Annotated in this window: 19 protein-coding genes and 1 pseudogene; 6 read left to right on the top strand and 14 right to left on the bottom strand. The window is 63.4% G+C overall.

Annotated features, from left to right (window positions below; genetic code table 11):
- Positions 1-106 precede the first annotated feature (106 nt).
- Together L6639_RS21325 and L6639_RS21320 are read right to left on the bottom strand one after the other, a co-directional pair.
- Positions 107-532: a CBS domain-containing protein gene (locus tag L6639_RS21325; RefSeq protein WP_237863593.1), complete on the bottom strand. Its 426-nt coding sequence runs from the start codon at positions 530-532 to the stop codon at positions 107-109.
- A gap of 36 nt (positions 533-568) precedes the next feature.
- The gene (locus L6639_RS21320) at positions 569-1,399 is read right to left on the bottom strand and encodes a universal stress protein (RefSeq protein WP_237863592.1); all 831 of its coding nucleotides are present in this window, start codon (positions 1,397-1,399) and stop codon (positions 569-571) included.
- A gap of 198 nt (positions 1,400-1,597) precedes the next feature.
- On the opposite strand from L6639_RS21320, the gene fixL reads away from it, so the two are divergent.
- The 4 genes from fixL to L6639_RS21300 all read left to right on the top strand — a co-directional run bounded on the left by fixL (position 1,598) and on the right by L6639_RS21300 (position 5,413).
- Positions 1,598-3,115, top strand: coding sequence for a sensor protein FixL (gene fixL / locus L6639_RS21315; protein WP_237863591.1), 1,518 nt, complete (start codon positions 1,598-1,600; stop codon positions 3,113-3,115).
- A gap of 3 nt (positions 3,116-3,118) precedes the next feature.
- Positions 3,119-3,736: a response regulator FixJ gene (gene fixJ, locus L6639_RS21310; protein ID WP_237863590.1), complete on the top strand. Its 618-nt coding sequence runs from the start codon at positions 3,119-3,121 to the stop codon at positions 3,734-3,736.
- 77 nt (positions 3,737-3,813) lie between these two features.
- Positions 3,814-4,239, top strand: coding sequence for a response regulator (locus L6639_RS21305; RefSeq protein ID WP_237863589.1), 426 nt, complete (start codon positions 3,814-3,816; stop codon positions 4,237-4,239).
- Between the two features lie 475 nt (positions 4,240-4,714).
- Entirely contained in the window at positions 4,715-5,413 is a 699-nt protein-coding gene (locus tag L6639_RS21300) for a helix-turn-helix domain-containing protein (protein WP_237863588.1), read from the top strand.
- A 40-nt stretch (positions 5,414-5,453) separates the two neighbouring features.
- Here L6639_RS21300 and L6639_RS21295 read toward each other — a convergent pair whose 3' ends face one another.
- Genes L6639_RS21295 through L6639_RS21280 form a run of 4 tightly spaced genes read right to left on the bottom strand, consistent with a single transcriptional unit; the run spans position 5,454 to position 11,371 of the window.
- Entirely contained in the window at positions 5,454-6,764 is a 1,311-nt protein-coding gene (locus L6639_RS21295) for an MFS transporter (protein WP_237863587.1), read from the bottom strand.
- A 23-nt stretch (positions 6,765-6,787) separates the two neighbouring features.
- Positions 6,788-7,321: a PRC-barrel domain-containing protein gene (locus tag L6639_RS21290; RefSeq protein WP_237863586.1), complete on the bottom strand. Its 534-nt coding sequence runs from the start codon at positions 7,319-7,321 to the stop codon at positions 6,788-6,790.
- Positions 7,322-7,343: 22 nt separating this feature from the next.
- Entirely contained in the window at positions 7,344-9,548 is a 2,205-nt protein-coding gene (locus L6639_RS21285; RefSeq protein WP_237863585.1) for an amylo-alpha-1,6-glucosidase, read from the bottom strand.
- 59 nt (positions 9,549-9,607) lie between these two features.
- Entirely contained in the window at positions 9,608-11,371 is a 1,764-nt protein-coding gene (locus tag L6639_RS21280; protein ID WP_237863584.1) for an ABC transporter ATP-binding protein, read from the bottom strand.
- 271 nt (positions 11,372-11,642) lie between these two features.
- Here L6639_RS21280 and L6639_RS21275 point away from each other — a divergent pair, with 271 nt between their 5' ends.
- Entirely contained in the window at positions 11,643-12,713 is a 1,071-nt protein-coding gene (locus L6639_RS21275) for a glycosyltransferase family 4 protein (protein ID WP_237863583.1), read from the top strand.
- 171 nt (positions 12,714-12,884) lie between these two features.
- Here L6639_RS21275 and L6639_RS21270 read toward each other — a convergent pair whose 3' ends face one another.
- From L6639_RS21270 to L6639_RS21245, 6 genes and pseudogenes are all read right to left on the bottom strand, one after another.
- A complete protein-coding gene (locus tag L6639_RS21270) occupies positions 12,885-14,819 on the bottom strand; it encodes an alkyl/aryl-sulfatase (RefSeq protein ID WP_237863582.1) in 1,935 nt (644 codons plus the stop codon).
- A gap of 66 nt (positions 14,820-14,885) precedes the next feature.
- Positions 14,886-16,043: a GGDEF domain-containing protein gene (locus tag L6639_RS21265; RefSeq protein WP_237863581.1), complete on the bottom strand. Its 1,158-nt coding sequence runs from the start codon at positions 16,041-16,043 to the stop codon at positions 14,886-14,888.
- A 121-nt stretch (positions 16,044-16,164) separates the two neighbouring features.
- Positions 16,165-17,448, bottom strand: a complete 1,284-nt coding sequence (locus L6639_RS21260) for a TRAP transporter large permease (protein ID WP_237863884.1) — start codon at positions 17,446-17,448, stop codon at positions 16,165-16,167.
- A gap of 243 nt (positions 17,449-17,691) precedes the next feature.
- Positions 17,692-18,033: pseudogene (locus tag L6639_RS43090) on the bottom strand (TRAP transporter small permease); the annotation flags it as partial.
- Positions 18,034-18,293: 260 nt separating this feature from the next.
- Positions 18,294-19,295 carry a DctP family TRAP transporter solute-binding subunit gene (locus tag L6639_RS21250; protein WP_237863580.1) on the bottom strand — a complete coding sequence of 334 codons (1,002 nt, stop codon included), beginning with the start codon at positions 19,293-19,295 and terminating at the stop codon, positions 18,294-18,296.
- A gap of 214 nt (positions 19,296-19,509) precedes the next feature.
- Positions 19,510-20,280, bottom strand: coding sequence for a methyltransferase domain-containing protein (locus L6639_RS21245; protein ID WP_237863579.1), 771 nt, complete (start codon positions 20,278-20,280; stop codon positions 19,510-19,512).
- 140 nt (positions 20,281-20,420) lie between these two features.
- Between L6639_RS21245 and L6639_RS21240 the strand changes: the two genes are divergently transcribed.
- Positions 20,421-21,164 (top strand): SDR family NAD(P)-dependent oxidoreductase, encoded by a 744-nt coding sequence (locus tag L6639_RS21240; protein WP_237863883.1) that lies wholly within the window; start codon positions 20,421-20,423, stop codon positions 21,162-21,164.
- Positions 21,165-21,249: 85 nt separating this feature from the next.
- On the opposite strand, the gene L6639_RS21235 is transcribed toward L6639_RS21240, so the two are convergent.
- Both L6639_RS21235 and L6639_RS21230 read right to left on the bottom strand, forming a co-directional pair.
- Positions 21,250-22,722: a lipase family alpha/beta hydrolase gene (locus L6639_RS21235; protein WP_237863578.1), complete on the bottom strand. Its 1,473-nt coding sequence runs from the start codon at positions 22,720-22,722 to the stop codon at positions 21,250-21,252.
- A gap of 7 nt (positions 22,723-22,729) precedes the next feature.
- On the bottom strand, positions 22,730-25,057 hold the full coding sequence (locus tag L6639_RS21230; RefSeq protein ID WP_237863577.1) for a C25 family cysteine peptidase: 2,328 nt from the start codon (positions 25,055-25,057) through the stop codon (positions 22,730-22,732).
- Positions 25,058-25,478 lie beyond the last annotated feature (421 nt).

The following is a 25,478-nucleotide window of genomic DNA, read 5'->3' as shown; positions in this document are numbered from 1 at the left end:
ATACGGCGAGCGATATCAACCGCTTCGACATCGCGCCAAGCCCATGGCGCGACGCTGGCTCCGGAAAATCACGGAACCAGAAATCGCCGGATTTCAGGATTGATCCTCAGTCGCTCGCGGTCGCCTTTAGCGCCGCGATGACGTCCTCGCGCGCGATGATTCCGACCAGCTTCTGGGCGCCGTCGAGCACGATGATGCTGCGGATGCGGTGTTCGACCATGATCTGGAGAACACGCGTCAGCCGCGTGTCGGGGCTGACATAGATGAACTCCGGCGTCATGACGTCGCCGACCTTCCGGCTCATCAGGTCATTATAGCGCGGTAGCATCTGGCTCGGCGTGAAGGCAAAGCACTTCAGGATATCGAACTTGGTGACGATGCCGACGACCTGTCCGTCGTCCTCCACAGGGTAGGAATTGAAATCATCCTGCTCGAACATCTCGCCGAGCGCGAGCAAATTTTGGTCACGCTGCACCGTTCTGACGTTGCGCGTCATGTAGCCGCCGGCGGTCTGCTCAAGGAATTTGTACACGGCACGTCCTCATCGATTTGTCTGTACGCCTCGCCTTCAATGCGACAGCAGCACACAGCGCGCGGATTGCGTGACCAGATATTCCGTAACGCCGCCGAGAATCAGCTCGCTGAAGCGGGAATGGCCGTAGGCACCTGCGACGATCAGGCCGGCTCCGACATCGCCGGCGATGCTCTCCAATTGCACGTCGGCCGTTTCCTTCCCCGCCTCCACGACACGCGCCGTCGCCGTGACGCCATGGCGCGCGAGCCAGGCGGCGACGTCGCTGACACGTGTCGCGACGACCGAACGGTCGTCGTCTGCCTCCGGAATCTCGACGATGGTGATCTCCTTCGCCTTGCGCAGCATGGGCAGCGCGTCAGCCACTGCCCGCCGCGCCTCGGGCGTGTCCTTCCAGGCCACAAGCACGCTGCGCAGATCGAGCCAGTCGATCCTGTCGGGCACCACCAGCAGCGGCCGGCCGGCTTGCATCACCAGATCCTTGGGGCTTGCGAGTGCAAAGGAATCGGAGAAGGCCGGGCTCTGTCCCCCGCTGACGACGATGTCGGCACAGCGCGCCTGCGCTGAGACGAATCGTGCGGGGAAGTCCATGGCGCTGCGCCATTCCACCCGTCCGCCGCGAGCCTTGGTTGCGGCGCGGAATTGCGTCTCCAGATCGGCCAAGCGCCTCTTGATGGAGGCTTCCTCCTGATCGATCATCCGCTGAGCAGCGGTGCCATCCGTGAAATAAAGTGGCGGAGCGAAGCGCGCCGCCGCGACCCCGACGATAGCCGCCTCGAATCGCTCGGCAAGCTCGCCGGCGACCTGAAGGCGGGCATCGTTGGGCTGGCCGAGCGCCAGGCTGACCATCACCGTCGCGTAAGTCATCGGAAGCCTCCAGTGCAATCTGTTTGATGAAATGTACGCCTGCCTACATTCCGCGAGATGAGATAGATCAAGAGCCCCCGGGGGCGGCTCGCGCCCTCGACCGACCAGCGACGGAACTTGCCTCCGGGCCGGGCTTGGGCGACATTGCGGTAGCGGTATCGGCGTCAGGGCCCCCGCATCAGGAATCAGGAGCATCGCTTGTCGCCGACCCGTGTAACGCATCCGCAAGATGACGGCCGGGGCGAACATTTCCGCGTCCGGATCGAGGGATTCGGCGTCGGCACCTGGGATCTCGACCTCAAGACGATGGAATGGGAATGGTCCGACACCTCGAGGGCCCTGCTTGGGGTCTCACCAGACCAGCCGGAGAGCTACGAGCTGTTCCTGTCGCGTCTGGAGCCGAGGGATCGTGACCGGGTCGAGAGTGCGATCCGGCGGGTCTCCGAGCACGGCGGCGGCTTTGATGTGTCCTTCAGGGTCTCTGGAGCGATAGGCGGGGAAAAATGGATCAGGGCCCGCGCCGGCCTGATTCGCGATGAGGCCGGCGCTGCCCGTCATCTCAGCGGCATCTTCCTCGATATCAACGAGGAGAAGCACGTCGAGGAGGCGCTCCGCACGCGTGAGACCCACCTCCGCTCCATCCTTCATACCATTCCCGACGCCATGATCGTCATCGACGGTCGCGGCATCATGCAGTTGTTCTCGACGGCGGCCGAGCGCCTGTTCGGCTGGTCCGAGCAGGAGGCGATCGGCCAGAACGTCAGCATCCTGATGCCGGAACCCGATCGCTCCCGCCATGACGGCTATATCGCCCGCTATCGCTCGACCCACGATCCGCACATCATCGGCATCGGCCGCATCGTCACCGGCAAGCGTCGCGACGGCACCACTTTTCCGATGCACCTGTCGATCGGCGAGATGCAGTCGGGGGGCGAGCCCTATTTCACCGGCTTCGTGCGCGACCTCACCGAGCATCAGCTGACCCAGGCGCGGCTGCAGGAGTTGCAGTCCGAGCTCGTCCATGTGTCGCGACTGAGCGCGATGGGCGAGATGGCGTCCGCGCTGGCTCACGAGTTGAACCAGCCGCTTGCCGCGATCAGCAACTACATGAAAGGATCGCGGCGACTGCTCGCCGGCAGCGCCGATCCGAATCTGGCCAAGATCGAAAGCGCGCTGGATCGCGCCGCGGAGCAGGCCGTACGTGCAGGCCAGATCATTCGGCGCCTTCGCGATTTCGTCGCGCGCGGTGAGTCCGAAAAGCGGGTTGAAAGCCTCTCCAAGCTGATCGAGGAGGCCGGCGCGCTCGGGCTCGCCGGTGCGCGCGAACAGAACGTCCAGCTCCGGTTCAGTCTGGATCAGAGCGCCGATCTCGTCCTCGCCGATCGGGTCCAGATCCAGCAGGTCCTGGTCAATCTGTTCCGCAACGCGCTGGAGGCAATGGCGCAATCGCCGCGGCGGGAGCTCGTCGTCACCAACACCCGCGTCGGTGACGACATGATCGAGATCGAGGTTTCCGACACCGGCTCCGGCTTCCAGGACGACGTCATTCCGAATCTGTTTCAGACCTTCTTCACCACCAAGGAAACCGGCATGGGGGTGGGACTGTCGATCAGCCGCTCGATCATCGAGGCTCATGGCGGGCGCATGTGGGCCGAGAGCAACGCATCGGGCGGGGCGACATTCCGCTTCACTCTGCCTGCAGCCGATGAGAGCTGAACCATGACGACCAATGGAATTGTCTACGTAATCGACGACGACGAAGCGATGCGTGATTCGCTGAATTTTCTGCTCGATTCATCGGGTTACAGCGTCACCTTGTTCGACGACGCGCAACGCTTCCTCGATGCCCTCCCCGGCCTCGCGTTCGGTTGCGTCCTCTCCGACGTGCGCATGCCCGGCATCGACGGGATCGAGCTTCTGAAGCTGATGAAGGCGCAGCACTCTCCGTTTCCGATCTTGATCATGACCGGCCACGGCGACGTGCCGCTCGCGGTCGAGGCGATGAAGCTCGGCGCCGTCGACTTCCTTGAAAAGCCGTTCGAGGACGACCGCCTTGTCACGATGATCGAGTCGGCTATCCGGCAGGGCGAGCCGGCCGCAAGGACCGAAGCCATATCCCAGGACATCGCCGCCCGCGTCGCATCCCTCAGCCCGCGCGAGCGCCAGGTCATGGAAGGACTGGTCGCAGGCCTGTCCAACAAGCTGATCGCCCGCGAATACGACATCAGCCCGCGCACCATCGAGGTGTACCGGGCCAATGTCATGACCAAGATGCAGGCAAACAGCCTCTCGGAGCTGGTCCGGCTGGCGATGCGCGCCGGCATGCTGAAGGATTGAGGCAAGTCCGGTCGAGAGGTCAGGTCAGGTTGAGGTAAGTCAAAATTCGCCACCTCCCCCTGTGGTAGTCGATCCGAATGGTCGAGATCGGCTCACATCATCAGCGACTGCCAATGGCACCACCACCCGCACGGCCCACCGTCTACGTGGTCGACGACGATGACGCGGTGCTCGGGTCTCTGCGTTTTCTGCTGGAAACCGACGGTTTTGCCGTGCGGACGTTCAGGAACGCCACGGCGCTGCTCAACACGACAAGTCCGTCCGGCGCGGACTGCTACGTGATCGACTACAAGATGCCCGACATCAATGGCATCGAGCTTGCCGGTCGCTTGCTCCAGTCCGACCGCGACACGCCGGTGATCCTGATCACCGGCTATCCCGACAAGAACATCTCGGCTCGGGCGAAGGCGGCAGGCGTGAAAGACGTGATTTTGAAGCCGCTTCTCGACGAGAATCTGGTCAAGCGCATCCGTCGCGCCATCCAGAACAGACGCGGAAATTAGGCAGGCCTCAGAACGCACTCCTGTACTGCGAAATCTCGTTGCGCGGACCGTAAATCCACATCGGCTCGCCGCACTCGCTCGGGCCGTGATCCGTCATGCAGGCCGCACTCCAGGGCGGAGCCGCGATCTGGCGACCCTCGATCGGACTTGAATGCGAATGGCCGGCGATGGCGTTGGATCGAGGCCGGGCTGTCGTTGCCGTAGCCAGCGAGGGCAGGAGCAACAAGGCGGTCAGAACGGGTACAGCAGATTTGGCTAACATCGGGCGTCTCCATAGGCGTGAACGCTTCCGATGACCCGATTTGAGCTGAAGCCCCGTTATTTCCAGGACACCGAATAGTGAGGACAGCGGTATTCCAGCCCTGCGGGTGACCTACGGGGTTCTACGTAGGTAACCCCCCTTAAGATATCTCGCGAAATTTTCGAAGCACCCGATACCGCGTATCAAATCGCCATCACAACGGAGATGGCGCAAATGCTGACGCAGACCCTCAACACCCCGGCGATCAACACCCAAATCGGTGGACGGATTGCTCCACCCCATCCCGTCTCCGACCAGTTCGGCGCGGTCACCGGCCATGTTGGCCTGGTCGCCACGGAGTTCTCCTACCGCAAGGACGAAGAGATCTACGGCGAGGACGAGCCGGCGGAATATGTCTATCAGGTCGTCTCCGGCGCGGTGCGCACCTACAAGCTCCTCTCCGACGGTCGCCGTCAGATCGGCACCTTCCATCTTCCCGGCGACGTGTTCGGCCTCGAATCCGGCGCCAGCCACCGCCTCGCTGCCGAGGCCATCATCGACACCACCGTGCGCCTCGTGAAGCGCGTCAGCCTCGAAAAGGCTGCCGGTACCGACGTGCAGGTTGCCCGCAAGCTCTGGGCCATGACAGCCGGCGAGCTGCGCCACGCCGAGGACCACATGCTGCTCCTGGGCCGCAAGACCGCGATGGAGCGCGTTGCGACCTTCCTGCTCGAAATGGACCGCCGCCTCGCGGTTGCCGGCATGATGGCGCTGCCGATGTGCCGCCGCGACATCGGCGACTATCTCGGCCTCACGCTGGAGACCGTGTCGCGCGCGCTGTCGCAGCTCCATGCCCAAGGCATTCTCGGTTTCTCCGGCGCCCGCCAGATCGTGCTGCGCAACCGCCAGCGCCTGCGCAATCTCGACGCCTGATCGTTTCGTCCTCCCCACCCCCTTGGCCGGCTGATCTCGTTCAGCCGGCCATTTCTTTTGTCGCAATGCCGGCGCGCCGGGTCTCCGGCATCACGAAGAGGATCAGCAAGAGCCCGGTCGCTGCGATGCCCGCGAGCCCGAAGAAGGCGGTGGCATTGCCGAACCTGTCGCTGACATAGCCGCCGAGCGCCGTGCTCAGCGATGCGCCGATGCCGGTCGCTGTGCCGACGATGCCCTGCGCCAGATTGAAGTGCCCGCTGCCGAAGGCGACGTCGGCCACGACAAGCGGAATCATCACCGCGAACACCGCGGCCGTAAAGCCGTCGAACACCTGCACCGCTACCAGCAGATACGGATCGCGCACGGTTGCAAACAACACGCCGCGGATCGCCAGCGCACCGAACCCGATCAGCAGCAGCGGACGCCGTCCCCACGCCTGCGCCTTGCGTCCGACCGTCGGCGACAACAGCGCCACGATCGCCTGGGGGACAACAATGCAGAAAGCCACCAGCACCGTCGCCCACTGGCTCGACCGCGCCGTCACTGCGCTTGCCATCAGCGGCATCATCGAGGCGTTGGCGAGCTGCAACAGCAGCACGCTCAGCGCAAAGACGATCAGCGGCCGTTGCCGGATCAGATGCCAGATATTGGTATCGCCGGGAACAGGCGCTTCGCGCGGCATCTCGCCGTGACAGCGTGCGATATCCACTTCCTCCTCGCGGATGCGCGACAGCGCGATCAAGGTCGGGATCGCGAGCAGGAAAGTGACTAGGAACACCGAACGGCTCGAGAGAAGATAGCCGGCCGTGCCCATCACTGCGGCGGCGACGCCGTTGCCGAGCGAGGCAAATCGCGCGTTGCGGCCAAGCCTCTCGCCGATCTTGAGCGGGCCGACCAGGCCAAGGCTGATCGCCGCGATCGCCGGCCCCAGCACGCAACTCGCCGCCGCATGCAGCGTTGCCGCCGCCACCACCACGGGGAAGATCGGCATCGCCGCATAGGCGAGCGCACAGCAGCCGATGGTCGCGATCGCGAGCCCCGCGACCAGTCGTTCCGATTTCGCAGCATCGATGATGGCGCCGCCCGGCATCTGGCCGATCAGCGCGACGATGCCGCCGATCGACAGCACGAAGCCGATCTCGACTTGCGTCCATTTCTGCGTCGTCAGATAGACCGCGATGAAGGGGCCGAAGCCGGTCTGCACGTCGGCGAGGAAGAAGATGAACCAATCGAGACCGCGCAGGCTCCGCTGCGACGGCGCCGGAATGGCCGCAAGGACGGGTACGGCGACGTTGTCCTGTTCAACGCGTCCCTCGCGATTTGCATGATCAGGCTTCCTCGACAAGAGCACAGGCGGTCAGCCCTCCCCCCTCCTCACTGGATGGCTTGCAGCGGTTGAAGACTGCCGGACGCACCTAACACGACCATCGGCATGTCTTCCTTGTATTCCGGCGCGGCTGCGACCTGCGCCTTGGTCAGTTCCAGCGTGATGCTGTCCTTCTTGTTGGTGATCTTGCCGAAGCGCAGCGCATTCCAGTCCACCACGATCTTGCGGCTGCCGACGCCGAGGAAGCCGCCGAAATCGATGACGGCGGCGCGCACATGGCCGCTGAGATCGACGATGACGTCGACGATATGGCCCATGTCCTCGTCCGCCGCGCTGCGCACGTCACGGCCGAGCACGCCATGGGCGTCGCTGGCGCCGATGATGGTCACCGACGGCGGCGGCGCGGCATCCTTCGGGGTGACGGGCACCACTGAGGCCGGCGGCGCAGCCGTCGGCGGTGCGTTTGCCTCAGTCGGGGCTGCATTGGCGGACGCGGGCAGCTCCTCCGCGGCACGCGATACGGCAACCGTCAATCCCGCGGCGACGGCGAAGCTTAGGGACAACCATCCGGCGGTACGCATGACACCCTCCTCGCTGGCGCCGCTAGTGCGTCAGCACGATCGACACCTGGATCTGGCCCCGCGTGCGCAGCACCTCCAGCGCCACGTCGTGGCCGTGACGGCTGACGCGCAGATCCACGCTGGATTCGCCCAAGCGCAGATCGCGCAGGATGACCTCGTTCAGAAAGGCCGGCAGATGCGGATTGCGCAACCGGATCTCGCAGCGCGCGACGTCGAACTCGATGCCGAGCGCCGCCTCCAGCAGCGTGAACGGCGTTGCGCTGGCCCAGGCCTGCGGCGCGCAGGCGACCGGATAGAGCGTCGGGCCGCGCCGCTTCTCGCGACGAAAGCCGCAGAACAACTCCGGCAATCGCCTCAGATCCATATAGGTCGCGGCCTCGAACAGGCCCTTGAAGACGTGCGCGACCGAATGCTTGAGCCCGTAATGGGCAAGCCCAAGCGCGATCAGTGCGTTGTCGTGCGGCCAGATTGATCCGTCGTGATAGGACATCGGATTGTAGCGGACTTCGCCGCGGGCAACGGTGCGGATGCCCCAGCCCGAGAAGAAGTGCGGGCGCATCAGATCGGCGGCCACGAGCCGGGCGCGATCCTCACGGATCATGCCACTGAACAGCACCTGCCCGGCATTCGAGGTGCGGACCTCGCAGCGCCGCTTTTGACCGTCGAGCGCGACGGCATAGGTCCCAAGCTCCTCGCACCAGAATGCCTGTTCGAAGCGCTCGGCGAGCGCCTTGGCTTCCGCCTCGAGCTTCCTCGCGAGATCGGGTTTGCCGAGCCTTAGCGCGCATCGCGCGGCGAGCTGCTTGGCCATAAAGACGTAGCCTTGGACCTCGGCGAGCGCGATATTGCCTTCCGCGAGCTTGCCGTCGGCGTGGAAGATCGCATCGTAAGAATCCTTCCAGCCCTGGTTGGCCAGCCCTTTTTCGGTGGCGCGCTGGTACTCGACGAAGCCGTCCTGATCAGGATCTCCGGGACCGTCGATCCAGGCGAGGCCCGCCTCGATCGCAGGCCACAGCTCGACCAGTGTCTTCTCATCGCCGGTCCGCTCGAAATAGCGCCCCGCGAGCAGCACGAACAGTGCAGTTGAGTCCACGCTGCCGTAATATTGCGAGAATGGCACCTCGCGCAGCGCCGCCATCTCGCCGCCGCGCATCTCGTGCAGGATCTTTCCCGGTGCGGCATCGGCGAGCGGATCAACCGCCTTGGCCTGGAAATGCGCAAGCCGCCGCAGCACGCCTTTTGCCACCCGAGGATCGACCCACAGCATCTGCAGCGCCGTAATCAGACCGTCACGGCCGAACGTCGTCGAATACCAGGGGATGCCGGCATAGGGATAGCGCCCCTGCGGCGTCTCCGTCATCAGCATGTTGAGGTCGGCCATGGCCTGGCACAGCACCTCGTTGAAGATGTTGTTGGAGGTTTCGATGCTGGCCGCGCCGATCGTCGACTGCCGCATCTCGCGGCGATGCGCCAGCAGACCCCGGAAGAAGCGCGCCGGCTTCTCCGCGAGCGGCCGGTTGCAGGACACGGCCACGAACAATGATTTGGCTTCGTGTGGATCGAGCTCCAGCTGCCAGGTCGCGGCATTCACCGAGAGCCGCGTCGGGCGCGGATCGAAATGCAGGCCGGTGGTGCGCTCGGCCTCGTCGAGGCCGCGATATTCGAACAGCACGTCGGTCGGCCCGAGCAGCCTGCTGGTGCCTGTGCCGCGGCGCGGCCGCCGCTCGCCCCGCACCTCGAACAGATCGGCAAAATCATTGTCGAACAGCAGCGTCAGCTCGAAGCTGGCCCGCTGTTCGCCGTGGTTCTGAAGTCCGATGCGCTGATACGCGGTGCCGCGCCACAGGAAGATCGTGCGGACGATGTGCAGCAGGTCCTTTTGCAGGACGATGCGACCCTGGCGATAGATATCGGGGTTGGTAAGGTCGACCGTCAGACCCGAATTGTCGTCGCGCAGGTTCGAGCCGAGCAGCAGCGGCTGGAGATCGTCGAGCACCAGCTCCAGCCGCGCCAGATAACGCGTGTCGTGGTTGAACAGGCCGTCGGGCCCGCCGGCGGAGGCACCGATGTCGCCATGGCTGTCCAGCACGATGAAGGTGTCGTCGTGCTTGAGCGAACGGCGGGGCCGCGCGGCGGGCCCCGTCATGGGAATGTAGAACGCCTGCTCGGCGACGGTCTCCATCGTCTGCGATACCGAGATGATCTTGGTTGCGGCTTCGGCTGCCATGAGCTGCTCCCCTGCTGCCAGTGTTTCGAACGCGACCGAGGCAAACGCAACTGTTGGATTTACGCGGCGAACTTCGCGAGCCGGCTCATTTCCTGCGTCACCAGCTCACGGTACGGACCATGCCCCTGCATCAGCCGGTCGGGCGCACCGTCCTCGATGATCTTACCGTTTCTGAGCACGACCACACGGTCGAAATTGCGCAGCGTCGCGAGACGATGCGCGATCGCGATCACGGTGCGACCGCGCATCAGGCGCGACAGCGCCTCGCGGATCGCCTCCTCGGATTCGCTGTCGAGCGCGGCAGTGGCCTCATCCAGCAGCAGGATCGGCGCGTCCTTCACGAAGGCGCGCGCGATCGCGATGCGCTGGCGCTGGCCGCCGGACATTTTGACGCCGCGGTCGCCGACCATGGTGTCGAGACCGTCAGGCAGGCTGTCGATGAAATCGCAGCGCGCAGCGATCGCAGCGCGCAACACCTCATCGTCGGTCGCGTTCGGCCGGCCGTAGCGGATGTTCTCGCGGATCGAGCGATGAAACAGCGAGATGTCCTGCGGCACCACCGAGATCGCCTCGCGCAGACTCTGCTGCGTGACCATGGAGATGTCCTGGCCATCGATCATCACACTGCCCTCGTCGACATCGTAGAAGCGTTGGAGCAGCGTGAACAGGGTGGATTTGCCGCCGCCGGACTGCCCGACCAGGCCGACGCGCTGACCGGGCTGGAGCCGCAGGCTGAAGCGCTCGAAGATCTTCTCGCCGCCCGGATAGCCGAAGGTGACGTTGTTGAACGCGATCGCGGCGCCGCTCTTGACCAGCGGCTCGGCCTCGGGATGATCGCGCAGCTCGTGCGGCACCAGCAAAGTCGCGATCGCCTCGGTCAGGCGGGCGACATGCTGGGTAACATCGACCAGGGCAACCGCGAGGTCGCGCGTCGCGCTCAGGATCGAGATACCGAGGGTGCAGACCAGCACGACGTCGCCGGTGGTCGCCTCGCCCTGCTGCCAGAGCGTGACGGCCCAGGCCATCAGAGCAACCGTCAGGATCACGGTCACGGCGGCATGCAACAGCCGCAGCTTCTCCAGATAGCGCAGGCTGCGTCCGCGCGCATTGACTTCCCGGTTCACCGTGGCGTCAAACCGCTCGTGCTCGTGGCCGATGCCGCAGAAGGCGCGGACTAGCGGCATATTGCTGATCACATCGATCATCTCGCCGTCGACGGCGGCCGCCTTGTCGGCAAAGTCGTCATGCAACGGCTTGCCTGCCGCGGCCAGACGAAACATCGCCGCCACCATGCCGCCGGCGATCACGACCAGACCTGCCGCCATATAGGGGCTTACGGTTCCAATCAACCCGATTGCGGCAATTGTGGCAATGCACGGCGGCAGCACATTCCAGACGAACATGTTCTCGACGGTGAACACCGCGTTGGATGTCGCCGTGATGCGGCTCGTCAGCATGCCCGGCATCCGGTCCAGGAAATAACTCGGCGCATGTCCGGTCAGATGACGAAATATGTCACGACGTAAATCGCCCGTGACACGAACGAAGGTGAAGCTCGCCGTCCAGCTCGCGATCCGCCACAGAAAATTGTCGCCAGCAATCAGCGACATGAGCAGGATGAATGCCAGCCATACGCTGCCACCATGCGAGGTTCCCGCCGACAAGGCGTCGACGAGAGATTTGACGCCGTACTGCGTGCCCACGGAGCAGGCAACCGCCGCCACGACCGCGAACAGGATCACCAGATGCGACGCCAATCGCCGCCGTAGATAGCGCAAGACAAAGGCAAATGGCCTGCGCGCGTATCCAGAAAGATGATCCATGTGACCCCGTCGTGATGATTTCAGTTGTTCTGACTGGTCGAGTGAACAACGACCAGTTCGCCTCGGTTCCCGGGCAACGTCATCACGACATGCGGATGCGGACGATCTGCGAAGAGGAGATGGCAGCATCGAGACAAGCGCGCGATGTGTCGAATAAGTAACGTTTGTTGAGAGGAACTTCGCAACTGCGGGAACGTTCCCTTCTCGGCATGCCGGTGCCGATACACGGCGGGGGTTCCAACGTTCACATGATCGTAGAGGAGAAGGTGAGATGCGCATCGCGCAGGTAGCTCCGTTGACGGAGGCTGTTCCACCCAAGCTGTATGGCGGCACCGAGCGGGTGGTGCATTGGTTGACGGAAGAGTTGGTGGCCCTTGGACACGACGTCACGCTGTTCGCCAGCGGCGACTCGCAGACGTCGGCGAAGCTCGACGCATTATGGCCGCGGGCGCTTCGCCTTGATGGTTCCGTGCGCGATCCCAACGCGCTGCACATGGTGCTCTTGGAGCGCGTGCGGCAGAAATGTGACGACGAGGAGTTCGACTTCCTCCACTTCCATCTCGACTATTACCCCTGGTCGCTGTTCTACCGGCAGCCGACGCCGTTCCTGACCACGCTGCATGGTCGGCTCGACCTGCCAGAGCATCAGCCTGTGTTCAGCACCTTCTCCAAGATGCCTGTGATCTCGATCTCGAACGCGCAGCGGCGGCCGGTGCCGCAGGCGAACTGGGTCTCGACGATCCATCACGGCCTGCCGGAAAACCTGCTGACGCCGAAGCCGGCCAAGCAGGAATATCTCGCCGTGCTCGGCCGCATCGCGCCGGAGAAGGGCGTCGATCGCGCCATCAAGATCGCGATGCATTGCGGCATTCCGCTGAAGATCGCGGCCAAGGTCGACCGCGCCGACCAGGACTATTATGACGAGCTGATCAAGCCGATGATCGCAGGCAATCCGCTGGTCGATTTCATCGGCGAGATCGGCGATCACGAGAAGTCGGACTTCCTCAGCGGCGCACTGGGCCTGTTGCTGCCGATCGACTGGCCGGAGCCGTTCGGCCTCGTGATGATCGAAGCCATGGCCTGCGGTACGCCGGTGGTTGCCTTCAATCGCGGCTCGGTGCCGGAGATTATCGATGAGGGCCTCACCGGCTTCGTCGTCGAGGACATCATCAGCGCCGCCGGCGTGGTGAAGCGCCTCGCGCAACTCGACCGCGCCGCGATCCGCAAGCAGTTCGAAAAGCGCTTCACCGCGCGACGAATGGCGCTCGACTATCTTGCCGCCTATCGCGGGCTGATCGAGGCCCAAGCGCCGCGGATCAAGCTGGTGAGCAGCGCGGAGTAAAGGGCGCCCTCACCTTGAGGCACACTGTCATGCCCCGGCTTGACCGGGGCATCCAGTACGCCGCTGCTTCTCGGATGAAGCCCTGCGGTCTCTGGAATACTGGATCGCCCGGTCGAGCCGGGCGATGACAGCGTGCGTGTGGTAATGACGGAGCGCGTAGAGGCGACACCCCTACCCCACCACCGCCCGCTTCGGCTCCACGATCTCAAACATCCGCGGGAATTCGTCCATCAATCCCATCAGCTCGGCGAGCTTCATCGGGTTGCCCGAAAGCTTGACCTTCCCGCCCGCCACCGCTTCCGGAAAGCTCGTCAGCTTCGCGATCACCTCGTCCAGCGTGGCACGCGCCAGCGTGAAGCTGGCGTCGGCATTGTCGGCCTGAACGCCTTCGGCATAGGTGAGCGCGCAGTTCTCGAGATTGAGCACGAACCTTTCGCCGGTGTCCGAAAAGCTCCAGTTCAGCACGATGCGCTTGCCTTCCGCCTTGGGACCGTTGAGGCGGATGCCGAGCACGTCCCAGAGCTGCTCCGTGCGCAGCGCCGCCAGCGTCTCGCGCGGCATCGGCGGACGCGGCGGGGTCTTCGGCATGCCTTGCCGAAGCTCCTGTGCGCCAAACAGATAGGCGTTGCGCCAGGTCGAGCTCTCCGCGGCATAGCCGAGCTGCTCGAGCGTGTCGGCCAGCAACGCGCGCGCCGCCGCATTGTCGGGCTCGGCGAAGACGAGATGACCGAGCGCCTGCGCGACGAAGCGGAATTCCCCCTTGTCGAAATCCGCGCGCGCCCGCGTCAGGATCGCATCGGCGCCGCCCATATACTCGACATATTTCTTGCCTGACTCCACCGGCGGCAGCGGATCGAGATTGACCGGATTGGCGTCGTACCAGCCGAGGTATTTCTGGTAGATCGCCTTCACATTGTGCCTGATGTGGCCGTAGTAACCGCGACCGTGCCAGGCACCCTCCAGGCTCTTCGGCAGCTGGATCGTCTCGGCGATCTCGGCCGCAGTGAGGCCGTGATTCATCAGGCGGATGGTCTGGTCATGCGCAAATTTGTAGAGGTCGCGCTGCTCGCGGATCATGCTGTCGATGCGCTCAGCTCCCCACACAGGCCAGTGATGCTGGCCGCACATCGCCTCGGCCCTGCCACCCCACAGCTGCAGCGCCTCGCCCAGATACTTTGACCAGGCCAGCGCGTCGCGCACGTCGGCGCCGCGGAACGGCAGCAGATTGTGGAAATTATGCGTGCAGTTCTCAGCCAAATTCAGCAGCTTGTAGCGCGGTAGGAAGAAGTGCATCTCCGCCGGTGCTTCGCTGTTCGGCGCCATCTGGAATTCGAACTCGACGCCGTCGATGACACGCTTGTCGCCGGTCGCCATGATCAGATCGGTCGGACGCAGCAGCGCGACCGCACCCGCTGCCATGGTCTTGCCGAGGCCGCAATCGACTTGCCCTCGCGCCCCCTTGGCGAGGAACGGCCCGAACTGATATTGCGCCCGGCGCAGCATCGCTGGCCCAGCGATGATGTTCTCGGAGACCGCGTGCTCCATGAACAGGTTCGGCGCGATGATCGGTACACGACCGGTGGCGAGCGCGTCCTCCTCCAGCACGCCGCGCGCGCCGCCCCAGTGATCGGTGTGGGTGTGGGTGAAGATGACGGCCGCAACCGGCTTCAAGCCGCGGTGTTTGAAATAGAGATCGAGCGCAGCCCGCGCGCCTTCGATGGAGGTCAGGGTGTCGACCACGATGACGCCGCTGTCGCCCTCGATCAGCGTCATGTTGGCGATGTCGAGCCCGCGCACCTGGTAGACACCCGGCACCACCTCGAACAACCCGTGCTGCATGTTGAGCCGCGACTGCCGCCACAGGCTGGGATTGACCGTCGGCGGGGCCTGCTCGCTGGACAGAAAGCCATAGGGCTCGAGGCTCCAGACCGTCCGCCCTTGCGGATTTGTAATCTTCGCGTGCTCGATGGTGCCGACGAAGCCGCGCGCCGCATCGTCGAAATCCCGCGTGTCGGAAAACGGCAACGCGTTCAGCATCGCCTGTTGCTGCGCAATGACTGAAGGCGTCGCGTCCTTCGGCGTGTCGGCTACTTCGGTGCTGTTCATGGCATTCCTCCCCCGTCTTGTCTGGGAGGCATCTAACCGTATCTCGATTGCGGTTCCAACCGCTGCTTATGCCGCCAGCCCTTCGGAAACGCTTTGGCCCGCTGCGGTCGCATCCGCCATCCTCAATTCGCGGGCCAGCACATAGCCGCCGCGATGTTGCTTGGCACGGTAGAGCGCCTTGTCGGAGCGCGACAGCAGCGCCTCCGCGGTTCGTCCGTCGCCCGGCGCGACGGCAACGCCCACGCTCGCGCCGAGCTCGACCGTCTGTCCGTCGATATCATAAGGCAAGCTGATCGACCGCACGATACGCTGGGCCGTCGCTTCCGCATCGGTCGCCGCGCGCTGGACCAGGACGAATTCGTCGCCGCCCATCCGCACCACGAGGTCGTCGGTCGCGGCGATCGCTCTGAGCCGCCCGGCCACCTGCTTCAGCAACGCGTCGCCGACGGGATGGCCGAAGCGGTCGTTCGCTTCCTTGAAGCGGTCGAGATCGAGCGTATGAACGGCGATCGTCCCCGCCGCGAGCATGGCAGGCAAGTCCGTCGCGAGCACCGAACGATTGGCCAGGCCAGTCATCGGATCGATGCGCGACAGCTGCTCGAACTGCCGCTTCAGCGTGATCTGGTTGATCGAGGCGTTGAAGCTCAGCCGCACCATCTCGAAGCTCGCGGCGACATACATCAGGATCAGGAGCCCGAGCCCGACATGGCGCAGATCGGGCTGCATGAAAATCACGATCGCAGCGGGCGCGGCGATCGCGACGAGATCGAGCAGCGCCGCGACGGGGCGCAGCGCCAGCCGCGCCACCACGCCGGCGCCAAAGCCGAAGCCGATGCCGACCGCCATCACGCAGCAGAGCGCATCACCCAGCACGATGCTGCGCGCTGCAAACAGGCCGAGGATGAGGGCTGTCACGACGGTGCCGGCCACATAGCGCCGCTCCCAGCGCCCGCCCTCGGCCCGGCCGAGCTGCGGCGAACGCGCAAGCCGGCGGCGGAATGCAAAGATCTCGACCAGACGAACAATGGCCACCAGCACGCCCGCGACCGTCAGTCCGGCCGTCACCATGTCGCCGGTCTCGTAGGTCGTGATCGCGCCAACCATCGCCAGGCAGGCGGCCGCAAGAATGTTGGGCACCGTCGTGCCGTGAAGGCCCGTGATGACTTCCATATAGACGGCGTCGGAAATCGACGCCCGTCCGGATTCCATTCTTTTGAACAACATGCCAGCACCCATCCGCTGGCACGTTCTTACCGCAGACCCGTAAAAATGGATTCCATGCGCAACAATGGCATTTGAACGCGCGGGTTTACCCCGCGTTAGCCATATCCCACCTACACGCAGGCTAATGCATTCCCAGCACCCGCGGCAGCCACAGCGTCAGGTCGGGCCAATAGGTCACGATGACGAGGAAGCCGAGCATGGTGAGCAGCCACGGCATCACCGCGCCCGCGAGGTCCGTGATGCGCATGCGCGCTATCATCGAGGCGACATAGAGGTTCAGGCCGACAGGCGGATGGCAGAGGCCGACCTCCATGTTGACGTCCATGACGATGCCGAAATGGACGAGGTCGATGCCGAGCTTCTTGGCCGCGGGCGCCAGGATCGGCGCCATGATCAGGATGATCGAGTTCGGCTCCATGAAGTTGCCGGCGAGCAGCAGCAGCACGTTGACGACGAGCAGGAAGCCGACCCAGCCGAGATTCTGCGCCGCGATCCAGTCGGCCAGCGTCGCCGGCAAATTTTCGTTGGAGAGCACGAAGGAGAACAGCACCGCGTTGGTGACGATGTAGAGCAGCATCGCGCTGGTATTGGCGGCGCGCAGCAGCACGCGCGGCACGTCCTTCAGGCCGATCGCCTTGTAGACGAACACCGCAATGATGAAGGAATAGACCGCGGCCATCGCGGCGGCTTCGGTGGCGGTGAACAGGCCGCTATAGATGCCGCCGATGATGATGACGACCAGCATCAATCCCCAGACGCTCTCGCGGAAGGCGTGGACCGTCTCACCCCAGGTCGCCTTCTTCATTCGCGGATAGTCGCGGTTGCGCGCCAGCCACCAGGTGACGATGCAGAGCATCGTCGTCAGCAGGATGCCGGGCAGCAGGCCCGCGACGAACAGCGCGCCGATCGAGGTATTGGTCGAGACTGCGTAGACGATCTTCGGGATCGACGGCAGCATCAGGATGCCGAGCGACCCCGCAACCGTGATGATGCCGGCGCCGAAGCGCATGGGATAACCGTGGCGGACCATCTCCGGCAGCACGATGGCGCCGATCGCCGCCACCGTGGCCACGCTCGAGCCGCAGACCAGCGCGAACATCGCGCAGGCGACGATGCCGGCAAGGCCCAGGCCGCCGTGCCAATGTCCGATCAGCGACGTCGCGAAGTTGATCATCCGGCGCGCCACGCCGCCGTGGGTAAGGAAATTGCCGGCGAGGATGAAGAACGGGATCGCCATGATCTCGAAGCCCTCGATGCCGGTGAAGAGCTTCATCGAGACGGCTTCGATCGGCACTGCGGTCAACGTGAACAGGAACGTCATCACGGTGAGGCCGAGCGCGATCGAGACCGGAATGCCTGTGAGCATCAGCGCGATCAGCAGCGCGAATACGGTTGCGGCGCGCATCCAGTGCGGCAGCACGATGAAGCCGGTCTTTTCGCCAAGGCACAGCGCGAAGATCAGGATCGGGGCCATGATCAGGATGACGCCAAGCGGCGAGACTTTTCGCGCGGCGGCCCTGGTGGCGGCGCCGGCAGGCTGCGGATGCAGCGCCGGCGAGACGTCGGCCTCCACGCCCTCGACATGGGTCTCGTCATGATGCGGCAGCTGCCCGGTCCAGAAATAGAACCACGAGACCTGCAGGAAGCGGAAGCACATCAGGCCGGAGCCGAGCGGGATCGCCAGATAGACGAACCACATCGGCGCTTCCAGGTCGTTGGATTGCTGGCCGGTCTTGAACATCTCGGAGACAAAGGAGGCGCCGAAGGCGGCGATCATGCCGGTGAATAGCGCGCCGCACAGCAGCGAGAACAGGATGACGTGCTTGCGCGAATGCTCAGGCAGCCGGTTGACGAGCAGGTCGACGCCGACATGGATGCCGGTGCGCACGCCATAGGCGGCGCCGAACTTCGCCATCCAGATGAACATGTAGATGCAGAGTTCCTGCGCCCAGGACAGATCCAGTTCGGACAGGAACGTGAACACGACCATCGACAGCGACGCCAGCCAGGTCAGCCCGTGCGCGGTGGCCCATCGCGAGAACACGATCGATTCGCCCGCACCGTAACGGTGCACGACGGCGATGAAGATCAGTCCGGTTGCGGCCGCAATGAGCGTCGCGATCAACCATTCTTCGAGATGATTGAGCAGCTGGTTGAGCACGCGCAGCAAATCAAAGCCCCCCTATCGATACGAAACGGTCGGGAGTGCCTGCACTCCCGACCGTTGGTATATTCTTGCCGGAAACCGCGTCAGTTCATCTTGACGTCGAGTTCCTTGGCGATGACATCGAGCACTTCCTGCCCGACCCGGCCCTTGGCCCAAGTATAAGTCGGCCGCATCGCTTCCTGCCATGCCTTGCGGTCGGCATCGGTGAGGTAATGCAGCGTGGTCTTGCCCGACTTCTTGATCTCGGCCAGCGCGTCCTCGTTCTCCTGGTGCGCGATCTGGTTGGTGTAGTCGGTCGCGTCCGCCATCGCCTTCTCGAGCTGGCTGCGGATGTCAGGCGGCAGGCCGGACCAGAATTTCGAATTGACGATGACGGCATATTGCAGATGCGCGTGATAGGACACGGTGATGTCCTTCTGCACCTCATAGAACTTCTGCGTCAGGTAGTTCGAGGCGGTGTTCTCGCAGCCGTCGACCACGCCGGTCTGGAGCGCCTGGTACACTTCGGAGAACGCCATGATCTGCGGGATCGAACCCATCAGGCGGAAATACTGGTCGGCGATCTTCGATCCGGAGATGCGGAACTTCAGGCCCTTGAAATCCTCCGGCTTCGCCAGCGGACGATTCGACGACACCATGTGGAAGCCGTTGTCCCAATAAGCGAGACCGGTGATGCCTTTGGCCTCGAGCTTCTGGAACAGCCACTTGCCGACGGTGCCCTTCATCGCGGCGGAATAGGTCGCGTCGTCCTTGAACAGCCAGGGCAGGTCCAGCGCCTCGAATTCCTTGATGCCGAGCGGCGCAAATTTCGCGGTCGAGGGCGCGAGCATCTGCACCGAGCCGAGCTGGAGCGCCTCGATCTCCTCCTTGTCCTTGTAGAGCGAGGAGTTCGGATAGACTTCGATCTTGACCTTGCCGTCGGTGTACTTCTCGGCCAGTTCCTTGAACTTTAGCGCGCCCTTACCCTTCGGGGTATCGTTGGCGACGACGTGGCTGAACTTGATGATGATCGGACTCTGAGCCTCGGCGACCACAGGGGCCAAAGCGAGCGCGGCCGCGGCGGCCGCAAAGAGCAGTTTGCGCATGAAGGACCTCCCAACAACCCTAGAAAACCGTGTTCTTTTTTGTTTTGCAGGTCAGTAGTGGCAGCAATCCGCAAGCCGAACAACTAGACCTAAGCCCAATTTGCCGCAGCGAAGCTTTGCCGCAGCGAGGCTATATTGGCGGCGGTCGCACGCGCAACCCGGCGCCCGCTCCACCGATGGGAGCGAGCGCTTATGTCGCATCGCCGAAATGGCGTTAACCCTTGCGCTGGGCGACGATGAACAGGCGCCGGAACGGGAAGAGCGTCTGCCCCGCCGCATTCTTCGGATAGGCTTTCGCGACCCGCATCCCATAGGCGTCCTCGAACGCGGCCTTCTCGTCGCCCTGCAATACGTCGAGATACCGTGTCAGCCAGGTCCCCTTGGTCCATTCCTTCACGGGATTTTCGCCTTCGAGGACCTGAAGATATTCGGTCTCCCAGATGTCGATGTTCTGCGCGAGCGGAGCGAGAAGATCGTGATAGAAGGCCGGCCCCTCGACCGGCGGCGGCGTCACGAGGTGCTCGACCTTGGACCGCCAGGGCCCGTTCAGGGCGGTCTCGCCGATCAGGACATGCGACGGCGCCAGGAAGTTGCGTGGCATCTGCACTGCAAGCATGCCGCCGGGCGCGACCTTCTCCATGACAGAGGGGAAGAGTGCCGCATGATTGGGCAGCCAGTGCAGTGCGGCATTGGAATAGACCACGTCATATTGCTTCGCGGGACGCCAATGGCCGAGGTCTTCATGGGACCATTCCACGTCCGGCGCGGCCTTGCGCCCTGCAGCCACCATCTCGGCCGAGCCCTCGACGCCTGTGACGGCGGCGGACGGCCAGCGTTCCTTGATGAGCTTGGTGACATTGCCGGCACCGGCGCCGAGGTCAGCGACCGTACGCGGGCCGACATCGGGAATCCGCATCAACAGGTCGACCGCGGGCCGGAGCCGGTGGCCGGAGAATTTCAGATATTGCTGCGGATCCCAGACCATGGCCTGCGCCTTTTCTTTTTGGTGTTTCCTTCGCGAGGCCTCTTGGTTACCACTGCTCGTCCCGCTCAGGCAATTCGGTAGGGGCCAGCGGGACGGGCAGGAAAGCAAAAAGCAAGAACCAATCAAGAGAGCGTGTGACCATGGATCTCGGGCTGAAATCGAAAACCGCTATCGTCACCGGAGCCAGCATCGGCATCGGCCGCGCCATCGCCAAGGGCCTCGCTGCCGAAGGCGTGCGCGTCGTCGGCGTGGCGCGCCGCACCGACCTGCTCGCCGAGCTGGTGCAGGAGGTCGGCGGCGGGCTGATCACGCCGTTCGAGCAGGACGTCATGGCCAAGGATGCAGCGGAAAAGATTTCAGCCTTCGCCGTGAGCGAGCTCGGCCATGTCGACATCCTCATCAACAACGCCGGCGGCAGCCGCCCCCTGCCCGTCGACGCGCCCGACAGCAAATGGGACGAGGCGTTCGCGCTCAACTTCACCAGCTACCGCCGCATCGCCCATGCGCTGCTGCCGCAGATGATCGAGCGCAAATGGGGCCGCATCGTCAACATCACCGGTAAGTCCGAGCCGGAAGGCCTCAACGCCGCCTTCGCCGCCAAGGCCGCCGTACACGCCTGGGCCAAGGGCCTGTCGCGCGAGATCGGCGAGCACGGCATCACCATCAACTGCATCCCGCCCGGCCGCATCATGAGCGAACAGATCCGCCGCAACTATCCGCCCGACTATCGCGAGCGCTTTGCCGAGGAGGAGATTCCGGTCGGCTATTGGGGCGAGCCGGAAGACCTCGCCGCACTCGCGGTGTTCCTGGCCTCGCCCGTGGCGCGCTACATCACCGGCACGGTGATCCCGGTGGACGGAGGATTGAGGCGGTATCAGTTCTAGGGCGCAAGCTGGTCAATTCTGATCCGCTCTCACATTGCGCGCCGCCATAGGGTGGGCACAGGTGCGCTTTTGCGCGCCGTGCGTTTCATAGCAGATGCAAGCGGCCAAAGCCCGGCAGGCCGTCGGCCGCAAGCATGGCTTCCAGTTCCCGCATCCGTTCCGGAGTCGGATTTTGGAGATGCCACAAGCCGGGGTCATCACCACCTGGTGCCGCGGTTGCGGTACCGTCCAGGTGCGGAGCCCTGCTGACCGTCGGCTCCGCGAGATGTCCGCTGAGCGCTCCGGCGACGCTCCTGGGCAACTGCATCGGCTGGTTCTGCAGACACCGGAAGACGTCCGTGTACACGGCTTCGATGTTGGTCAACCCGCCGTGCACGCCGTAAACGTAGCGAGTGTCGCCAACATTCTCCAGTCGCGCCGATGCAAGCGGAACGCGGCCATCGCCTTCGCGGTGAGGATCGTTGACGACCCGGTCGAAAACCTTGCTCGTCTTTTCCCAAAGGCCGAAGAATCCGGGTTCGTAGGAGAGACGAAACAGCGTTTGAAAACCCACGCCGGCAATCACGATCATCTGATCACGCTTTTCCTGATCCAGATTGCGATGCGTCTCGTAAAGGCGCCGATGGAGGTCGGCCGTAGCGTCAAGGATTCGTTGCAGGTTCGCAGTGGCTGCCACGTCGAGGTCCAGTTTCCACGCGTGGGCGTCGTAAAAATCGAAATTGGTACACGGGTGAACATAGAGATCGCCTGGATCTTCCGACGGCCACGGGCTGGGGTCGTTCTCGCGTGTGCCGGGATAAATGCCGCGAGGCGCCGGCAGCAAGCCGATCACGCCCCACAAGGACCGCAACGTGGGGCGGCTGAGATATTCGCCGAGCACAGCCATCAGCTCGAAGCCCCACAGATGGTTCTTCAAGTAGCCGGCGATCGCGGTTGCACCGTAGTGAGGCGTTCCAATGAATACGATCTTGCCGAGCCTCGGCCAAAGCTCGGCCGCGTGCTGCATCAAGGCGGTGCGCACCATCAGCCCGCCCAAGCTGTGAGCGACGAGATGAACTTTCTTGCCGCCATTCTGCCCATGCAGCTTCAGCACAAGATCTCGCAGTGCGGCGCTGCTGTGGAGCAGGGACTTGCGCCAGTCGTAAGGAAAGATCTCGTGGTTGAGGCCGCTCTGCTTGAGCGCCGTCGAGAGAAACGGCGTGTAGCTCGGGTCGGCCGTCACAGGCGCGATCGTGTTGTCAGGATCAGCTTCCCCTGTCCCGTCTGAGGACAAGCCGAGGCTGTCGATGAAATTCCGCGTGCGAACGTCGAGCCACCAAATCCCTCCCTTGGCGCTGTTCATGAGCAACGAGCCCATGATGCCAGGAACGAAGATGACGTTCTTGGGGTCTGCGGGAGCTAGATGGAAGCCGTCAAACCACTCCTTCGCGAGTGCGCGCAGCTCCAGATAGGCAGGCTCGCCAAGAAGACGACCGAGCGCAGGTCCGTTGCTATCGTCCAATGCCATGGTCAGGCGATCGTCGGTATTCGCCTGCAGGAACGCCTTGATCGTTTCCATGGTGTCCTCATCCGCGAAGTGCGAGAACCTCGTCCTCACGCGCAAGAAACAGATCGTATTGGTTCACATAGCTGTAAAAAAGCCCGCCGATGTTGCGGTAGTGAGTCCATAGGAAAAGGCGCGCCTGCGTCACAGCTTCCCCGGCCGCCATCGGATCGGGATCGGCCAGACGATAGAAAAATCGAAAGAAGATCTCCGCGAAGCGGCTGCCGAACACGATCGGAACCTTGGTTTCGGTGCCGATATAGGCGCGACAGCCGCGCTCGAAGAACGCCTCCTCCAGATCGTTGGCCATATAGGGATCGGCGGCCGCCGTTGTGCAGGCGTTCGCGAACACCAGCGGTCTGTCAACCAGCACAGACGTTCCGAAATCCGTTTGCGCGACGACGTTGGCAGGATCGTTGGTGCTGCCGAAGCGCAGCGTCGGATTATTGCCGGCGCCGGTACTACATTGGCAGAAGAGATAAAGGACAGAGGTCGGCGACGGCTGCGGGTCGTTCAGCAGCGTGAGCAATTCCGCCTTGGCGTTCTGCACCTTGTGAGGAACGAAAACCTGGTTCTGCCAGGCGCTCCACTGCGCACGCTGCCATTGTGCCTCCTGTCCGGTCACGTCGGTGGGAGCGTCGCCCCAATAGAGGAAGTGAGCTCGATGCGTTGCATCAAGTGCGCCGAGAGATCGCGATGCCGGGGCCGCAACGTGGGACGTGTAAGCTATCCGGCACCTCAGGCCGAGAAAGCCCATCGGATCGATCGGCTGCCCCTCAGGCGGCACGTCAGCCGTGTACATCAGACCGAACGGCACGTGCGGAATAAACCCTGCACCGGCCTTTGGGGTCCATGAAACATTCAAGCGCGCTCCTGGGACGAGCGCGGCGATCCATTGGTTGAGATTGGAATTGCGCGGGAAGAATGCGTGAAATAACAGTCGACCGTGCTGCGCGACCTTGCGCAGCTCCGGGCTGGCGGCCATTTTGTCCCACTCCTGTTGGTGCGACGGATCCGCGTAATTGCCGAGTGAGCTCCAACTATATTCGGGTCCCCCCTGGTGCTGGCTCCAGCGCGTCAGGCGACCAGCAAGATCCGCCGGATCGATATTGTTGAAGTGGTGTTCCCACGCAGCCCGCATCTCCTCCGCTGCGTCCCGAACGTTCTGAATTTTCCCACTGACTTGAGCCGGCACGCCGAGCCATGGCTCCAGCGAATCCACCTGCTCGGTGCCGGCCAAGCCTTGCACATAGGCCTGCGGCCCCAGCACCGCGACGCCCAGGATCCCGTTAGGCGTCGTCCATTCATGCGTGGTGCCCAGGCCAACGTGGACTGTTGCCGTCGGCATGATCTCGTCGGCGATGTGGACCGGCTCGACAGGCGCCGTGTCAGGACTGTCGTCGGCGACGAGTTCGATCCTGAATTGCCGATAGGTCTCGTTGAACCTCGGAAACCCTTCCTCTCTCCGCGCTGTGATGCAGACATCGATCTCTGGAGAGGCTTGCAACGGCTTGATCCGAAGCTGCGGCGTTGCACTGTCACCTTCTTTGGGAATGAGAACCTTGAAGCGGCCGCTCCAGGTCGATACGCCGCCGACGGTTTCAACCTTCGTTTCAGTATCGGGGGTGCCGGCGGCGAGTTCAGCGCCCCGAGCAACGATCAACCAATCGGTCGGTAATCCCGCAGGCGGAACATCGTTCGGATTGACCGCTGCCGCTTCTCCAGATGTCAGGCTGCCGCTGACCGGTTGCCCGACCCTGAAATTGAGAAGATAAGTCTCACCAATCTTCAGGGCCTGCTTCAGGCCCACCTTCCCCCCTCCTATCCAAATGTTGATCTGGCGCTCGCTGGCGGGAACGAGCGAAGCGGGAGGATTTGCCCTGACCTTCGGCGCCAGGAGTGGCTCCACCGCCTCAACGGCTGTCTGGAGCTCGCGCTGGTCCGAAACAATGACCTCACGCTCTCCAATCTTGATGCTGATTTGTCCGCCCTGCCTCATTCGCTCCAGCATTCCGGCGAATTCGCTCTTGATGATCGTCAGAGCGACAGCAGGCTCGGCAATGAGCAGCTTGTTATCGGTAACGATCACTGTGTCGAAGCCAAGATCGGAAAAGAATTTTCCCTTCACGTTGCTTTGTCGGCGATCAGTCTCTACGGCGACGCGCCCGTATTTCTTCGTCGAGTCGGCAAATTCAGCAAAGAGCCTCTGCGACTCCCGATGCCTTTCAGCATCCCGTTTCTCGCGTTCGAGAAAATCCCAGGAATCGACCCGCTCCGCTACTCCCGGCGTATGGATGGTGTAACTGGAAAAATACTTTATCACCACCGCAGGAGCGAAGTCGGCGCTCATAGGAAGCCTCTTTGGCTACAGACTATGTCCGAACTCTATCGACCGATCATACAATACTCTCTCCGAAACGAAATCGGCAATCTGCGGTAGAATATGATGATCATGGCCGCGCGACCGCGGAAGCGCCCTTGCGGAGGCTTCAGTTCTAGGGCCGCGACTGCTGAAGCGGGTCAACCCGCGAAAGCTTGCCACGCGGACAACCCGCCACGCCGCAGCGTGGCGCCTGAGCGCCGATGGGACTGAAATCGCGCGCGAGTCGATGCTTGAGATCACCCGAGGTTCGCCGCTGTGTGCGACGAACCTCACGCGCCTCAATAGCAAGGCGGATAAGGATAATATCCGCAGGCCCTCCGGTAGCCATACGCACCGTAAGCCCCGGCAGCTCCGACCGCCGCTGCGCCGTAATAGGCGCGCCGATGCA

Source organism: Bradyrhizobium zhengyangense, assembly GCF_022012555.1.
GTDB classification, from domain to species: Bacteria; Pseudomonadota; Alphaproteobacteria; order Rhizobiales; family Xanthobacteraceae; genus Bradyrhizobium; species Bradyrhizobium zhengyangense.
This window is presented reverse-complemented; position numbering and strand designations above follow the sequence as displayed.